Source organism: Kitasatospora sp. NPDC096204, assembly GCF_044763205.1.
Taxonomy (GTDB): domain Bacteria; phylum Actinomycetota; class Actinomycetes; order Streptomycetales; family Streptomycetaceae; genus Kitasatospora.
The window spans coordinates 212,400-226,979 of sequence record NZ_JBIWFT010000007.1 but is presented as its reverse complement, the minus strand read 5'-3'; the positions used below and the strand labels follow the sequence as shown (position 1 = coordinate 226,979).

At 73.9% G+C, this 14,580-nt stretch carries 12 protein-coding genes; 5 read left to right on the top strand and 7 right to left on the bottom strand.

Annotated features, from left to right (window positions below):
- Window positions 1-943 precede the first annotated feature (943 nt).
- Entirely contained in the window at window positions 944-2,644 is a 1,701-nt protein-coding gene (locus ACIQ87_RS10430) for a DUF4157 domain-containing protein (RefSeq protein WP_402404479.1), read from the top strand.
- A gap of 48 nt (window positions 2,645-2,692) precedes the next feature.
- Here ACIQ87_RS10430 and ACIQ87_RS10425 read toward each other — a convergent pair whose 3' ends face one another.
- The 7 genes from ACIQ87_RS10425 to ACIQ87_RS10395 all read right to left on the bottom strand — a co-directional run bounded on the left by ACIQ87_RS10425 (window position 2,693) and on the right by ACIQ87_RS10395 (window position 11,014).
- Entirely contained in the window at window positions 2,693-3,976 is a 1,284-nt protein-coding gene (locus ACIQ87_RS10425; RefSeq protein ID WP_402404476.1) for a sugar ABC transporter permease, read from the bottom strand.
- The gene (locus tag ACIQ87_RS10420; protein WP_402404473.1) at window positions 3,973-4,764 is read right to left on the bottom strand and encodes an ATP-binding cassette domain-containing protein; all 792 of its coding nucleotides are present in this window, start codon (window positions 4,762-4,764) and stop codon (window positions 3,973-3,975) included. The genes ACIQ87_RS10425 and ACIQ87_RS10420 overlap by 4 nt, the downstream gene beginning before the upstream one ends.
- A 79-nt stretch (window positions 4,765-4,843) precedes the next feature.
- Window positions 4,844-5,941 carry a sugar ABC transporter substrate-binding protein gene (locus ACIQ87_RS10415; RefSeq protein ID WP_402404470.1) on the bottom strand — a complete coding sequence of 366 codons (1,098 nt, stop codon included), beginning with the start codon at window positions 5,939-5,941 and terminating at the stop codon, window positions 4,844-4,846.
- Window positions 5,942-6,402: 461 nt separating this feature from the next.
- Window positions 6,403-7,356 (bottom strand): DUF4331 family protein, encoded by a 954-nt coding sequence (locus ACIQ87_RS10410; RefSeq protein WP_402404468.1) that lies wholly within the window; start codon window positions 7,354-7,356, stop codon window positions 6,403-6,405.
- Between the two features lie 193 nt (window positions 7,357-7,549).
- Entirely contained in the window at window positions 7,550-8,785 is a 1,236-nt protein-coding gene (locus ACIQ87_RS10405) for a cytochrome P450 (protein ID WP_402404557.1), read from the bottom strand.
- 253 nt (window positions 8,786-9,038) lie between these two features.
- Window positions 9,039-9,614 carry a GNAT family N-acetyltransferase gene (locus tag ACIQ87_RS10400; RefSeq protein WP_402404466.1) on the bottom strand — a complete coding sequence of 192 codons (576 nt, stop codon included), beginning with the start codon at window positions 9,612-9,614 and terminating at the stop codon, window positions 9,039-9,041.
- Window positions 9,596-11,014, bottom strand: coding sequence for an ATP-grasp domain-containing protein (locus tag ACIQ87_RS10395; RefSeq protein ID WP_402404463.1), 1,419 nt, complete (start codon window positions 11,012-11,014; stop codon window positions 9,596-9,598). The genes ACIQ87_RS10400 and ACIQ87_RS10395 overlap by 19 nt, the downstream gene beginning before the upstream one ends.
- Window positions 11,015-11,184: 170 nt before the next feature.
- Between ACIQ87_RS10395 and ACIQ87_RS10390 the strand changes: the two genes are divergently transcribed.
- The 4 genes from ACIQ87_RS10390 to ACIQ87_RS10375 all read left to right on the top strand — a co-directional run bounded on the left by ACIQ87_RS10390 (window position 11,185) and on the right by ACIQ87_RS10375 (window position 14,446).
- Window positions 11,185-11,886 (top strand): putative glycolipid-binding domain-containing protein, encoded by a 702-nt coding sequence (locus ACIQ87_RS10390; protein ID WP_402404461.1) that lies wholly within the window; start codon window positions 11,185-11,187, stop codon window positions 11,884-11,886.
- 111 nt (window positions 11,887-11,997) lie between these two features.
- Window positions 11,998-12,495, top strand: coding sequence for an SRPBCC family protein (locus tag ACIQ87_RS10385; protein ID WP_402404458.1), 498 nt, complete (start codon window positions 11,998-12,000; stop codon window positions 12,493-12,495).
- 256 nt (window positions 12,496-12,751) lie between these two features.
- Entirely contained in the window at window positions 12,752-13,858 is a 1,107-nt protein-coding gene (locus ACIQ87_RS10380) for an RCC1 domain-containing protein (protein ID WP_402404455.1), read from the top strand.
- Window positions 13,859-13,945: 87 nt separating this feature from the next.
- Window positions 13,946-14,446 (top strand): peptidylprolyl isomerase, encoded by a 501-nt coding sequence (locus tag ACIQ87_RS10375; protein WP_402404452.1) that lies wholly within the window; start codon window positions 13,946-13,948, stop codon window positions 14,444-14,446.
- Window positions 14,447-14,580: the final 134 nt, after the last annotated feature.

Sequence of the window (14,580 nt, the reverse complement as noted above, 5' to 3'; positions counted from 1 at the left end):
TCGAGCGGGCCGACTTCCTGTGTGTCCCGGTGGTGGGTTGGGGTGTCGTCCGGGCTGGGCCCGATGCCCGGCCGCCTTGTGCCAGAAGTCGACCTGGCCGACTTCCTGCGCGGCAGTACATGCCGCCGATGCCCGGCAGCCTCGTCATGCCATCGGCCCTGGGGGTCCAGCTGTCCCGCGCGCGGGAAGTCGACCTCGCCGACTTTCTGTGCGCGGTGGTTGGTTGGGGTGGGTTGCGCGGGCCGCTGCGGCTGAGCGGCCCGTGCGTGAAGGTGAAGGTCTGTGTCGTGCGCGGGAAGTCGAGCGGGCCGACTTCCTGTGTGTCCCGGTGGTGGGTTGGGGTGTCGTCCGGGCTGGGCCCGATGCCCGGCCGCCTTGTGCCAGAAGTCGACCTCGCCGACTTCCTGCGCGTTCCGGCGGCGGGTTGGGAGAGCGTTGCCTGGGCTTGTGTTGTCCGGGTGGTCGGGCTACCGCGTGGGAAGTCGATCCTGTCGACTTTCTGTGCGTGGGGATTGGTTGGGGTTGGACGGTCCGTGCCTGAGGACCCGTGTCGTACGCGCGAGAAGTCGACTCCGCCGACTTCTCGTGCGCTGCGCTGTCCGGGCTGTGGTGTTCGGGTGACCGGGCCATCGCGCAGGAAGTCGAGCGGGCCGACTTCCTGCGCGCAGTGGCTGGTTGAGCGGGGCGTACGGGGCCGCTGCGCCACGCCGACGGCAACAGCGGTGCGCCGGGGCAACCGGTTCGTCCCCGGGACTGCCCCGGCGGCTCTGGTCCGGGCGGCCCCGGCCCGGTAGGCAGGAGCGAGACGAGCCGAAGGCCGCCATCGGATGGGGAGCGCATGCACGACCGCAGCAGGGCCAGGACGACCGGCGCCGGCACCAGCCGCGAACCGGCCCGGCAACCCACCGGGCCACGGGCGGCGTCCGCAGCGCCCTGGAGCCCGATGGCCCAGCAGGCGGCCGCCGGGAACCGGGCCGTCGTGCAGATGCTGCGCCGGGCCGGCCACGGGCACGACGGGCAGCACGACGGGCAGCACGACGAGTTGCCCGAGGTGCAGCGTTCCGCCGTCCACGAGGTGCTGCGCGCGCCCGGGCGGCCCCTGGACGAGGCCGTCCGTACCGACATGGAGGCCCGGTTCGGCGCGGACTTCTCCGACGTGCGGATCCACAGCGGCCCGGCGGCCCGGTCCTCCGCGGCCGAGGTGGGGGCCCTGGCGTACACCTCGGGCAGCCACGTCGTGGTCGGTGCGGGCGGCGGGGACCGGCACACCCTGGCCCATGAGCTCGCGCACGTGATCCAGCAGCGCCGGGGCGCCGTCGCCGGGACCGACAACGGGGCCGGCCTGAAGGTCTCCGACCCCGCCGACCGGTTCGAGCGGGAGGCCGAGGCCACCGCGCGGCGCGTCATGGCCGGGCACCCGGACGAAGCGCACGACCACGGCGCCCCCGTACGCGACGCGCGGGCCGGTGGACCGGCCGCCGCCGTGCAGCGGATCGTCAAGGTCACCCCCGGCATGTACGCGCGGGGCGTGGGCGCCACCGACGAACAGCCGCTCACCGCGCCCCAGCTCGCGCGGTACCTGGCGATCGCCGTGCAGGACGAGGTGAACCGCGCCCACAAGCTCGACCCCCAGGGCGGGTTCAAGGCGAGGCTCGCCGCGATCAGGGACAGGCTCAAGCCCGCCACCCTCGACGTGCCCGAGGCCCTGCGGCTGACCACCGCGCTCGTCACCGCCGTGAACACCTTCCTGCAGACCCAGCAGGCCTACGTCTCCGACCACAACCCGCCGGAGCACGAGGACGGGCCGGGCGCCATGGTCCCGGTGCCGAACGCGGACACCCGGTACGCGACCGAGCCGAACACCGTGGACACCGGCTACTACCACACCTCCCTGTCCGGGAACACGGAGCCGTACTGGGGCAGCGACGACACGATGCGGGACAAGACCGCCCGCTCGCTCGGCCCGGTCGTCAACGGGGGACAGGCCCCGCAGGAGCAGCCCCGGCTGCAGAGCCACGCACGGGGCGGGGCGAACCTGCCGCTGAAGAAGCTGACGCTGAAGCAGGCCGTCGAGATGCTGCCGCGCCCGCTGCTCAACCTGGTCTTCGACGTGCGCTACCAGCTGGAGGACCCGGACCCCGGGCAGCAGCGGCCGGTGATCGACGAGCGGAGCCCGGCGCAGCAGGCGGTGCGCGACAAGAGCCCCAGCCAGCCGGGCACGCTGCGCAGTTGGCACCAGGACGACTACGGCCGGCTGCCCGACAACGGGTTCGACCCGGCGGCCGTGCCCGCGCACGCCAGGCCGCTGCACGACCACTACACCGCCAACTCGCAGTCCGGCGCGGGTTCCTCGGTCCAGAACGCGGCCACGGCCCCGCGCGGCTTCGCGGAGTACACCGGTACGGGCAGCGACTGGGAGCACAACGTCAAGGTGGTGCTGGACTACGTCAACAAGCGCGTCTACCTCACCCTGACGCACTACCAGTACTGGGCACTGATCCGGCCCGAGAACGACGGCGGGCCGTACACGTTCTGGCAGGGACCGGGCCAGAACCTCCAGGCCGCCCAGGGGGAGCTGGAGCAGCAGCCGTTCGGCGAGCGGGCGATCATGATGAGCCCCTGGCTGGAGATCACCTTCTCCTGACGCCGGGCGGGCCCCCGGGCGCGGCGCTCCCGTGGGGCCCGCCCCGGGCTATCCGCGCCCGGTGGCGCGGGTGCGGCGGGTGAGGGAGTCGAGGACGACGGCGGCGAGCAGGACGGCGCCGGTGATCATGTACTGGATGGCCTGGGCGGCGTGGACCATGTCCAGGCCGGTGGTGATGGACTGGATGACGAGGATGCCCAGCAGCGCGGACCAGGTCTTGCCGCGCCCGCCGAAGAGGCTGGTGCCGCCGATGACGGCCGCCGCGATCGCGCTCATCAGCACGTTGCCGCCGCCCAGTTGCTTGTCGGCGGAGCCCTGCTGGGAGGCGTAGAACAGGCCGCCCAGGCCGGCCAGGAAGGCGGAGAGCACGAAGACGGAGATCCGTACCCGGGCGACGTTGACGCCCGCGCGCCGGGCCGCCTCGACGCCGCCGCCCACCGCGAAGACCTGCCGCCCGTAGCGGGTGCGGCGCAGCACGAAGTCGGTGGCGAGGACGGCGCCGAGCAGGACGACCAGGGACAGCGGCAGGCCGCGGTCCTGGTTGAGGGCGTAGGCGGTGGCCAGGCACAGCACCGCCAGCGCCCCGGCGCGGATGGCGCTGTCGGCGACGGGGGCCGCGGTGAGGCCGGCGGCGCGGCGCCGGCGGGCGGTGCGCAGGCGGGCGGCCAGGTAGAGGGCGGGGGCGAGGATCGCGAGGGCCCAGGCGTAGGCGATGTCGCCGTCGCCGAGGAAGGTGCTGTCCAGGCTCGCGACGATGCCGTCGTGGCGGTTGTTGACGGTGCCGCCGTCGCCGAGGACGTACTCCTGCAGGCCGCTCCAGGCGAGCATCCCGGCGAGGGTGACGACGAAGGCGGGCACGCCGACGCGGGCGAAGAACAGGCCGTGCAGCAGCCCCATGACGCAGGCCGCGCCGAGGGCGGCGAGGATGGCCACCCACTCGCTCCAGCCCTGACGCACCGTCAACACCGCGGCGACGGCGGCGCTCGCGCCGGCGACCGAGCCGAGGGAGAGGTCGATCTCGCCGAGGATCAGCACGAAGACGACGCCGACGGCGATCAGTCCGGGGCCGGCGATGAAGCGGGTGATGTTGGTGAGGTTGTCGGCCTGCAGGAAGTGGTGGGTGACGGACTGGAAGACGACGGCGATGACGACCAGGCCGACGACGACCGGCAGCGAGCCGAGCTCGCCGGAGGCCAGGCGCCGGCGGGCGGCCTGCAGTTGGCCGGCCAGGCCCGGCGCGGTCTGCTGCAGCCGCGGATCGGCGGCAGCGGCGGCGGCGGGCTGGGCGGCGGTAGGAACGGTGGGGGTGGCGGGTGTGTCGGGGGCGCTCACAGGGCCTCGGCCTCCTCGGTGTGCTCGGTGCGCCGGGCCCGGCGGGCGTGGGCGTTGTCGGTGGCGCCGGTGATCGCGGCGACGATCTGCTCCTGGGTGGTGCCCGCCACCGGGAACACGCCGTTGTTGCGGCCCAGGCGCAGCACGGCGACGGTGTCGGCCACCGCCCGTACGTCGGCCATGTTGTGGCTGACCAGCACGACGGCCAGGCCCCGCTCGCGCAGCCGCTCCACCAGGTCGAGGACCTGGGCGGTCTGCTCGACGCCGAGCGCCGCGGTGGGCTCGTCCAGGACGACCAGGGCCGGCTCGCCGACCAGGGCGCGGGCGATGGCCACCACCTGCCGCTGCCCGCCGGACAGCGCGGCCACGGGGGTGCGCACGTCGGGGATGCGGATGGCGAGGGTGTCCAGCAGCCGGCGGGCGTGCTGCTCCATGGCGACCTCGTCGAGCAGGCCGCGGCGGCGCTTCTCGTGGCCGAGGAAGAGGTTGGCGATGACGTCGAGGTTGTCGCACAGGGCGAGGTCCTGGTAGACGGTCGCGATGCCGAGGGCGGCGGCGTCCTGGGGTCGGGCCAGGCGTACCGCCTCGCCGTGCCAGGCGAGGGTGCCCTCGTCCACGGGGTGGACGCCGGCGATGGTCTTGACGAGGGTGGACTTGCCGGCGCCGTTGTCGCCGACGAGGGCGAGCACCTCGCCGGCGTGGACGGCGAGGTCGACGTCGGTGAGGGCCTGGACGGCGCCGAAGCGCTTGGAGACCGAGCGCAGCTGCAGGACGGGTACGCCTGTCACGGGAACAACCACCTTGGGGGAGCGGCTACTTGATCGGCTGCTTGAAGTGCTTCAGTGGTTACTGGGCGGCCGGGGGCGGCTACTTGAGGCCGGCCGCGGCGCACGCGGCGGCGTAGTCGGCGGTGCAGACGTCGGAGGCCTTGTAGAGGCCGTCGGCCAGGACGGTGGCGGCGATGTTGTCCTTGGTGACGACCTTGGCGTCCAGCAGCTTGGCCGGGATGTTCTTGTCGGCGCCGCTGTCGACGCTCTCGGTGGCGACGGCCTTGACGTCCTTGCCCTGCAGCAGGGCGACGGCCAGTTCGGCGGCGGTCTCGGCGAGCGGGCGGTAGGCCTTGTAGATGGTGTACGCCTGTTCGCCGTTGACGATGCGCTGGATCGCGTCCAGGCCGGCGTCCTGGCCGCCGACGGGGACCTTGATGCCGGCGCCCTTGAGCTGGGTGATGATGGCCGCGGCCATGCCGTCGTTGGCGGAGTAGACGCCCTGGAAGCCGTTCTTGCCGAACTCCGTGACGGCGGCGGAGATCTTCTGCCCGGCGACGACCGGGTCCCACTGCCCGGACTGCTCGTAGACGACCTTCTTGACCTTGCCGTCGAGGACCTTGTGCGCGCCGGACTTGAACTGCGCGGAGTTCGGGTCGGCCTCGTCGCCGTCGATCATGACGATGTTCGCCTCGGCGGCCTGCGCGCCGAGCGCGTCCAGCAGGGCCCGGCCCTGGAGTTCGCCGACCTTCTCGTTGTCGAAGGAGGTGTACGCGGCGACCGGGCCGCTCGCGAGGCGGTCGTAGGCGACGACCTTGACGCCCTTGGCGGCGGCCTCCTGCACCCACCCCTCGGTGGACTTGGCGTTGTACGGGTCCAGGATGATCACCTTGACGCCCTGGGCGAGCAGGGTGTCGAACTGCTGCTTCTGCTTGGCGGCGCTGCCCTCGGCGTTGTTGTACAGCACCTTGCACCGCGCGCACAGGGACTTGACCTTGGCCTCGATGAACGGGCGGTCGAAGGACTCGTAGCGCACCGAGGAGGCGTTCTCGGGCAGCAGCAGGCCGATGGCGTTCGGGTCGCCGGCGGAGGTGGACTCGCTCTTGGCGCCGCCGGCCTTGCCGCAGGCGGCGGTCATGGACAGGGTCAGCGCGAGGCCCACGGTGGAGACGAGGGCGCGACGCAGGACGGCGTTCATACGGTTTGCCTCTCCCTGGGGTCGCCGCGGCGTTGCGGCGGGGTGGGGGGAGTCAACCCTGGGCGCGTACATGACGTCAATAAGTAAAACCAGCCTCCCGGGAATCCACCACTATTCGTTATCTTCGTGAACACGCCCCGGCAACCGGACGGCAAGCGGCACGGCACGGCGGGGCGCCCGCCGCCCCCCTCCCGCGGCGGGCACCCCGACCCTGCCGAACCGACGGAACGTCAGGACAGGTCGAGCGTGATCGAGTTGACTGGCACGGGGACGGACGATCCGTCCCTCCACTGCCCGCCGGCCTGGGAATCCGGTGCCCGCAGCGGTCCCCGACATCCGACAGGGGCGCACCTGCTTGCCCGACGGACAAACAGGCGCGCCCCCGGGGGAGCGGCACCGGCACAGCGCACCGGCACCGGCACAGCGCACCGGCACCGGCACCGGCACAGCGCAGCGGCGGCTCAGTGCGGGTGCCCCAGGTACGGGAACGCCGCCAGCAGGTCCGTGTGCGGCCCGATGTGGTCGCTGGACACCTTGCCGTCCGTGAGCATCGTCAGCCGCGCCGACGTCACGTCGTCCGTCAACGACCGCCCGTTCGGATAGACCGCCGGACGCGACCGGTCATACCGCAGGACGTCCGGCAGCACCAGCCGCAGCTGCGCCTCCGCCGCGTCCGTGGTGTACCCGCCGAAGTGCTGCAGCTTCGCCGTCCACGGCACCCGGTACGTCACCCAGTCGTCCACCGGATCACCGGCGTTGTACGCGTCCTTCACGTCCTCCTCGTTGAAGTACGCCGTCAGCGACGGGTGCGCACCCCGGTCCACCGACACCAGCCGCCCGTCCTTGCGCACGCTCACCCGCGCCCACACCCCGATCTGCGGCGACGGCCCGAACTGCGCGTCCGGCGCCTCCAGCACGATCCCGAACACGTTCTTGTCCGCACCCCAGTCCACCCCCGTCCACTGGAACTCCTTCACGATCCCGTCCAGATCCGCGAAGAACGGGTCACTGCGCAGCCCCGCACTCACCCGGTACGCCCCCGCCTCCACCACCGCCGGCGTGCCGTCGAAACTCACCGGCGCGTCCGCCACCAGCACCTCGCCGATCGCCTCGTACCCGCGCGCCCCCTCACCCGTGGCACGGCGCACCGTCATGGTCTGCGCCCCGCCCACCGGCTCGGAGAAGGTGAAGCTGTACGCGATGTCGGACCGGTTGTCGCCGTCGGTGTCGACGTCGATCCGGTACACCGCCTGCGGGTGGAACGCCGCGCCGCCGGACGGCGCGACCGGGTTCACGTTCATGATCAGTACCGTCCGGCCAGGCTCCGGCGAGGAGAAGGCGAACAGGTCGGTCAGGTCCAGGCGCGCGTCACCCTCGGGTGAGCGCAGGTTCGGTCCGCTGAGGTGGTGCGACAAGACGGCCTCCGGAAGTCGAGTGCTCCGCGAGTGCGGCGCGATTGCTTCGCGAACGTGCCGCGAGCGCGTCGCGTGGACACCCCCCGCCCCCCACCGGCCATTGCTAACACGCCCACCCGCCCCCGGCCCGCCCCGCTGCGCCACCCGGGCGAGGGCGGCGCAGGGGCACAGGGCCGGGTCGTCGGCGCGGGCGTCAGGAGGCCCGCGGCGCCTGCGGCCCCAGCAGCACCGGCAGCGCACGGTGCCCGTTGGAGATCAGCGAGTCGACCGGCTCCAGCCGCGCCCCCGGGGCGAGGGCCACGTCCGGGAAGCGCTCGAACAGCCGGCGCAGCGCCGTACGCCCCTCCAGTCGGGCCAGCGGCGCGCCGAGGCAGAAGTGCACGCCGTGCCCGAAGGCGAGGTGGTCCTTGACGGGCCGGGTGACGTCGAAGTCGGCGCCGCTGTCGCCGTAGCGCGCCGGATGGCGCCCGGCGGCCGCGTAGGCGGCGAGGATCGCCTCGCCCTTGCGCACCGTCACCCCGCCGGGCAGCCCGACGTCCTCCACCGCGTAGCGCATCGGCAGGTGCGCCACCGGCGCGTCGCGACGCAGCGCCTCCTCGACCACGTCGTCCCAGTCGGCCTTGCCCGCGCGCACCAGGGCGAGCTGGCCGGGGTGGGTGAGCAGGTCCGTGATGCCGTTGTCGATCAGGTTCACGGTGGTCTCGTAGCCGGCCGAGACGATCAGGAGCAGGGTGTCGCGCAGCTCCTCCTCGCTCAGCGCGCCGGCGGCGCCGTCGCTCTCGGTGTCGCGGGCGGCGATCAGCGCCGAGGTCATGTCCTCGCCCGGCTCGCGGCGCTTGGCGGCGATCAGCTCCTCCAGCAGGGCCAGGAACGCGGTGACGGTGGCCGCCGACTCCTCGGGGGACAGGACGGTGGAGAACACCTTGTCGACCATGCCCCGGAAGGTGCCGGTGATCCCGTCGGGCAGGCCCAGCAGCCGGGAGATGACCTGGATCGGCAGCGGGTAGGCCAGCCGGTCGCGCAGGTCCACCACCTCACCGGGAGCGGCCGCGGCCAGGCCGTCCAACAGGGCGTCGGTCAGCTCCTCCACACCGGCGGTCATGGTCGCCACCCGGCGGGCGGTGAACGCGCCGCCCACCAGCCGGCGCAGCCGACGGTGGTCGGCGCCGTGCGCGGTGAACATGTTGCGCGCGCTCACCCAGATCGCCAGCGGCCAGGTCCGCACCACCTCGGCGAACTCCGGCCAGTGCTGCGAGCCGTCCTTGGAGATGCGCGGGTCCTTCGTCAGCTCCTCCAGCAGCTCCGGGTCGGACACCGACCAGGCCCGCACGCCCAGGATGTCCACGGGCGTGGCCGACCCGCGCGCGGACAGCTCGGCGCTCTCGGCGTCGCGGGCGCGGCCGGTCGGGTCCAGGACGAGACGCTCCACGGGCTCCTGCTGCGGCGCGGGCTGCTCCTGCGACGCGGGCTCCTGCGGCGACACGGGCTGCTCCTGCGGCACGGGTTCCTCCACTCGACACGGTGACGGCGGCGCGCGAGCGCACGCCGCGCACAGGGACACGAGGATGCTCGCCCGCGCCGGGCCGCGTCGAGAGGGCGTCCGCCGCCCGGACCCGCCGCCCGGACCCGCCGCCCGGACCCGCCGCCCGGACCCGCCGCCCGGACCCGCCGCACGCCCCGCCTCACACCCGCAGGCCGTCCGCCTCCCGGACCCGCGGCGGCAGCGCCACCGCGACCGTGGCGCGCTCGAACAGGGCACCGCTGCGGCTGCCGGTCACCGTACGCACCCAACGCCAGCCCCGCGCACGGTAGTAGGCGTGCAGGGCCGCGTTGTCGCTCCACACGTTCACCCGCAGCAGCCCGGCGCCCGCCCGCGCGGCCCGCCAGGCCGCCCAGTCGCCCAACCGGGCGCCGATGCCCCGCCCGGCGTACCGGCGGTCCACCGTGAAGGAACTCAAGTAGCGCGCCGGAAGGGCCAGTTCCTCCCCACTCCACAGCCGCGGACTGCCGGTGGGCCGCAGCGTCACGGTCGCGACCGCCTCGCCCCGCGGCGCCAGCGCCGCGACCACCGTCGCACCCCGGGCGATCAGCGCCAGCCCCCGCTCCGGGTCGTACGGGGACGACCACTGGGCCGAACCGTGCTCCAGCGCGATCCACGCGGCCGCCTCCGCCCGCAGCGCCGCCAGCCGGGGCAGGTCGGCGGCCACCGCCGGGCGGACGTACAGCGCCACCGACGCCGTCAGCACGGCACCGCGCACGGCAGCGGCCCCCCGACGGGCTCGAACGCGAAGCCCGCCCGCAGGGCCTCCACCAGCCGCCGCCCCTGCTCGGTGAGCGCGGTGCCGTCCGCCGTGGTCAGCGAGTACCGGGCGACGATCCGGCCCAGCGGCACCCCCGGGTGCAACACCGTTCCCGGGGCGGGCAGTTGCAGCAGCACACAGTCGTCCGGGCCGCACTCCAGCAGCCCGAACCCGGCCCCGCAGTACTGCAGCAGCCCGTCCTTGAGCCGGTGCAGCCCACCGCCCGGCGCACCCGCCACCCGTACCGGGCCCCCGGTGTGCCGCACCACCAACTGCACCGCGCCCGCCGCATCCGTGCGCGGCTCACCGCCGGTGGCGTGGCCGTACAGCTCCAGCACATGGCGCAGCGCCGACGGCAGCGCGTCCTCCGCCAGCTCCAGCTCACCCAGCAGCCAGGTCGAGCCCTGCATCCGACAGTTGAGCTCCAGCAGCAGCGCCTCCTCGCCCGCCAGGACGAAGTCGGCACCGAACAGCCCCCGGTAGCCGAGCGCCGCCAACGACTCCCCGACGCGCCGGGCCGCCGCACCGGCCCGCGACAGCGCCCGCGCCGGCAGCAGCGCGGGCGCCGCGAAGTCGCCACCGGAGTACGTGCCGAACGGCGCGCCGACCCCCTCGACCCGGGTCAGCTGGACGGACGGACGCAGCACCCGCACCGTGCCGTCCGCCGACACCAGGACGTGCACGTTGACCGCCGCGCCCTCCACATAACCGCTCACCAGCCAGGGCCCGCCGCCGACTTGGCGGATCGGAGCCAGATCCGCCTCCCCGGTGACCAGGTAGGTGCCCTTGCCGCTGGAACCGAGCAGCGTCTGCACCACATAGCGGTCACCGAAACGCCGGCGCAGCTCCCGATGGTCGAGCACCGGGACCACCGCGTCCCGCGGCGTCAGCGCCCCCACCGACCGCAGCCACGCGCGCTGCGCCCGCTTGTCGCCCAGCACCGGCAGCGCGGGCCGCACCGGCGGCTCCGCCAGGCGGGCGCCGAGCGCGTCAAGTGCCGTACGCCACTCGGGTTTCATCGCCGTGTAGGGCAGCAGCGCCAGCTCCCGGCCCCGCCAGCCGCCGCCCGTGCCGCCGCCCGTACCGCTGCCCCCGTCGTCGCCCTCGGCGATCCGGCGCAGCACCTCGTGGACGCCCGCCCCCAGCGAGGTGTGGTCGCGCACCGCGCGGTACGGCTCCAGCGCGTGGAACCGCGCCCCGAACTCGCCCGCCCAGCCCGCGTCCGCGCCCTCCACACTCAGCACCTCGGACAGGCAGCCGGTGCGCAGCAGGGGCAGCAGGAACAGGGGACGGGCGCAGCACGACAGCCCGGGCACGGCCCGCAGACGGGCCGCCGCTTCGTCACAGGATGTGATCACCACGCGATTATGGGGAGCCCGCGACCGGCCCCGCCGCCGCCCCGGCCCCCGCCCCGCCCGCCACGAGGCACACCCCGCCCCACCCTCACCCGTACGAAGGAACGATGCGGCAGCGCCCCGCGTTGACGGCCCGCCGGGCCGCTGTCGGCGGCCCGCAGTACCGTGCACGAATGAACGACCGCACCGACCGCACCGACCGCACCGACCGGACCGCCCGCACCCCCGAGACCACCCGCACCGCCCGCACCGCCCGCACCGACCAGGCCATCCACACCACCCGCACCACTCACACCACCCGCAGCGTCGTACCGACCTGGCGGGTCACCGAGACCGCCGGCCTGGAGACCTCCTGGATCGACCTCCGCCCCACCACCCTCACCGCCCACGGCCGCGCCGCCGCCGCCGAACCCGCCCCCTACTGGCTCGACTACGAACTCGAGACCGGCGACGGCTTCACCACCCGCCGCATGCACGTCACCGCCCGCACCCCCGAGACCACCCGCACCCTCGACCTGCGCCGCGACGAGGCCACCGGCCACTGGACCGTCGACGGCACCCCGCGCCCCGACCTCGACGGCGCCCTCGACTGCGACCTCGGCCTGTCCCCGCTCACCAACACCCCACCCGTCCTGCGCCACGCCCTCCACCAGGGCCCCGGCGAGCACCACTTCCTGATGGCCTGGATCCGCGTGCCCGACCTGGTCGTCGTGCCCTCCCGCCAGACGTACACCCACCTGCGCCGCCACCCGGACGGTAGCGCCACCGTCCGCTACGCCTCCGGCGACTACCGGGCGGAGCTGCTGCTGGACGCGGACGGCCTGGTCGCCGACTACCCGGGCCTGGCCCACCGCCTGGCCCACCACCCGGCTTGACGGGACGCCCGCCGCCCGGGCCCGCGCCCGCCGCCCGCGCCCGCCGCCCGCGCCCTCTTCTCACGCCCGATACGCTCGGGCGGTTCCCCGACCCGCACGAGGAGGCCCCCGATGCCCTGGTTCGCGCTGGAGCGCTTCGACGCGTCCTTCTTCGACACCGCGCCGCACCGCCACCGCTTCCGGATGGACCTGCCGGTGGCGCCGCACACCGTGTGGGAGGGGCTCGCCGGACGGACCCCGCTGTCCTGGTGCCGCGGCCTGGCCGGCGGGCGCTACACCTCGCCGGGCCCGCACGGCGTCGGCACGACCCGGGAGGTCACGGCCCTTCGGGTGCTGCGGCTGCGCGAGGAGTTCGTGCACTGGGAGGAGAGGGAGGAGGGCCGGCGGCACGCGTTCTGCGTCACCGAGGCCAGCCTGCCGATCTACCGGCGCTTCGGCGAGGACTACCTGGTCGAGCCCCTCGCCGCCGGCGGCACCCGCTTCACCTGGACCTTCGCCTACGAGCCCGCCCCGCTCCTGCGCCGCCCCGCGGCACTCACCGACGCACCCGGGACGGCGTTCCTGCGCACGCTGATCGCCGACACCAAGCGCCACTTCGGCGCGGCGTAGCGCCCCGGAAGCGCCCCGGGAGCACCCCCGGAAGCGCGCCCCCCGGGGGCGGCGCGGCCCGATGCCGCCGCTGCCGCCCCCTCCTGCCCGTCTCCGGCTCCGGGAAGGCCCCGTCACCCGATCGGGTGGCCGGCGGCCGTTTCCCGTGCCGGTGGCGGAGGCGTGGGTAGCGTCGGTCCATGATCGTGGAATCGTCAACCCGGGTGACGTATCGACGATTTGACTTATTGTCATACAAGTAAAGAGGCATCGTCGCATGGCAGAGAAGCGCCTGAAGTCCTGGGGCAACAACCGCTCCGGCCAGCTCGGGGACGGCACCTGGACCGACCTCCGCACCACGGCCACCACCGTGCACGGGCTCACCGGCACCGACGTCGTGAAGATCGCCGCCGGCGGGTTCGGCGCCGCCACCGGCCACGCACTGGCCCTGCTCACGGACCGTACGGTGCAGTCCTGGGGCGTCAACGGCTCGGGCCAGCTCGGCGACGGCACCGTGTTCAGCCACAACGCGCCCGGCCAGGTGCTCGACCTCGCCGACGTCATCGACATCGCCGCCGGCGGCGCGCACAGCCTCGCCCTGCTCGGCGACGGCACCGTGGCGGCCTGGGGGCGCAACGACCACGGCCAGCTCGGCAACGGGGCGACCGCCGACAGTGGTATCCCCGTCCGGGTCGAGGGCTTGAGCAGGATCGTCGCCGTCGCCGCCGGCCTCCACCACAGCCTGGCCCTGCGCGAGGACGGCACCGTCTGGTCCTGGGGCTACAACGGCAACGGCCAGCTGGGCGACGGCAGTTCGTCCAGCCGCGGCAGCGCCGCCCCGGTCGCCGGCCTGACCGGGGTCAGCCGCATCGCCGCCGGCGCCGGCCACAACCTCGTCCTGGTCGGCGCACCGGGCGCCGGCGCCACGGTGAAGGCCTGGGGCTACAACGCCACCGGCCAACTCGGCGACAACACCACCATCAACCGCTTCACCCCGGTCGCCACCCAGGCCACCTGGACCGGCGGCGTCACCCGGATCGCGGCCGGCTGCAATCACAGCATGGCGGTGGTCGACACCGACCACCGCCTCAAGGCCTGGGGCCAGAACACCGCCGGCCAACTCGGCGACGGCACCACCGTCTTCCGCGTCCTGCCCGTCACCGTCCCCGGCCTCACCGGCGTACGCCTGGTCGCCGCCGGCCGCGAACACACCGTGGCCCTGTCCGGCACCGCCACCGTCCACTCCTGGGGCAGCAACGGCTCCGGCCAGCTCGGCGACGGCACCACCACCGACAGCACCACCCCCGTCCCCACCCTCACCGCCCTCACCGGCATCGACAACCTCGCCGCCCCCGTCGGCGGCGACTTCAGTCTGGCGCACTGAGCGCCTCGGCGGTGCCCGGCGGTCCCTCCTGTCACAATGCCCCCGTGAGCGTTCCGTAGCCGCAACCATGCAGACAGTGAGGTAGTCATGTCGAAGGTCAAGCTGAGCACCAACCACGGCGACATCGTCCTCCGCCTCGACGCGGAGAAGGCCCCGGCGACGGTGGAGAACTTCCTCCAGTACGTCCGGGACGGCTTCTACGACGGGACGGTCTTCCACCGGGTCATCAACAACTTCATGGTCCAGGGCGGCGGGATGCAGCCCGGCCTGAAGCAGAAGAAGACCCGCGACCCCATCCAGAACGAAGCCGACAACGGCCTGAAGAACGTCAGGTACTCCGTGGCGATGGCCCGCACCGGGGACCCGCACTCCGCCACCGCCCAGTTCTTCATCAACGTCGCCGACAACGACTTCCTCAACCACAGCGGCAAGAACGTCCAGGGCTGGGGCTACGCCGTCTTCGGCGAGGTCGTCGAGGGCCAGGACGTCGTCGACGCCATCAAGGCCGTGCCCACCGGCTCCAAGGCCGGCCACCAGGACGTCCCCAAGGAGGACGTGGTCCTCGTGAAGGCCGAGGTCGTCGAGTAGGACAGGGGAGCGGGTGTCGGGGGGGGGGGCACCCGCCCCGCCCGCGATACCCCACCCCCCAAGGGGGCCCGACCCGGCCCGGGCCCCAAAAAAACCCGTGACCCCCCCCCCCCCCCCCCCCCCAAAGGACACAA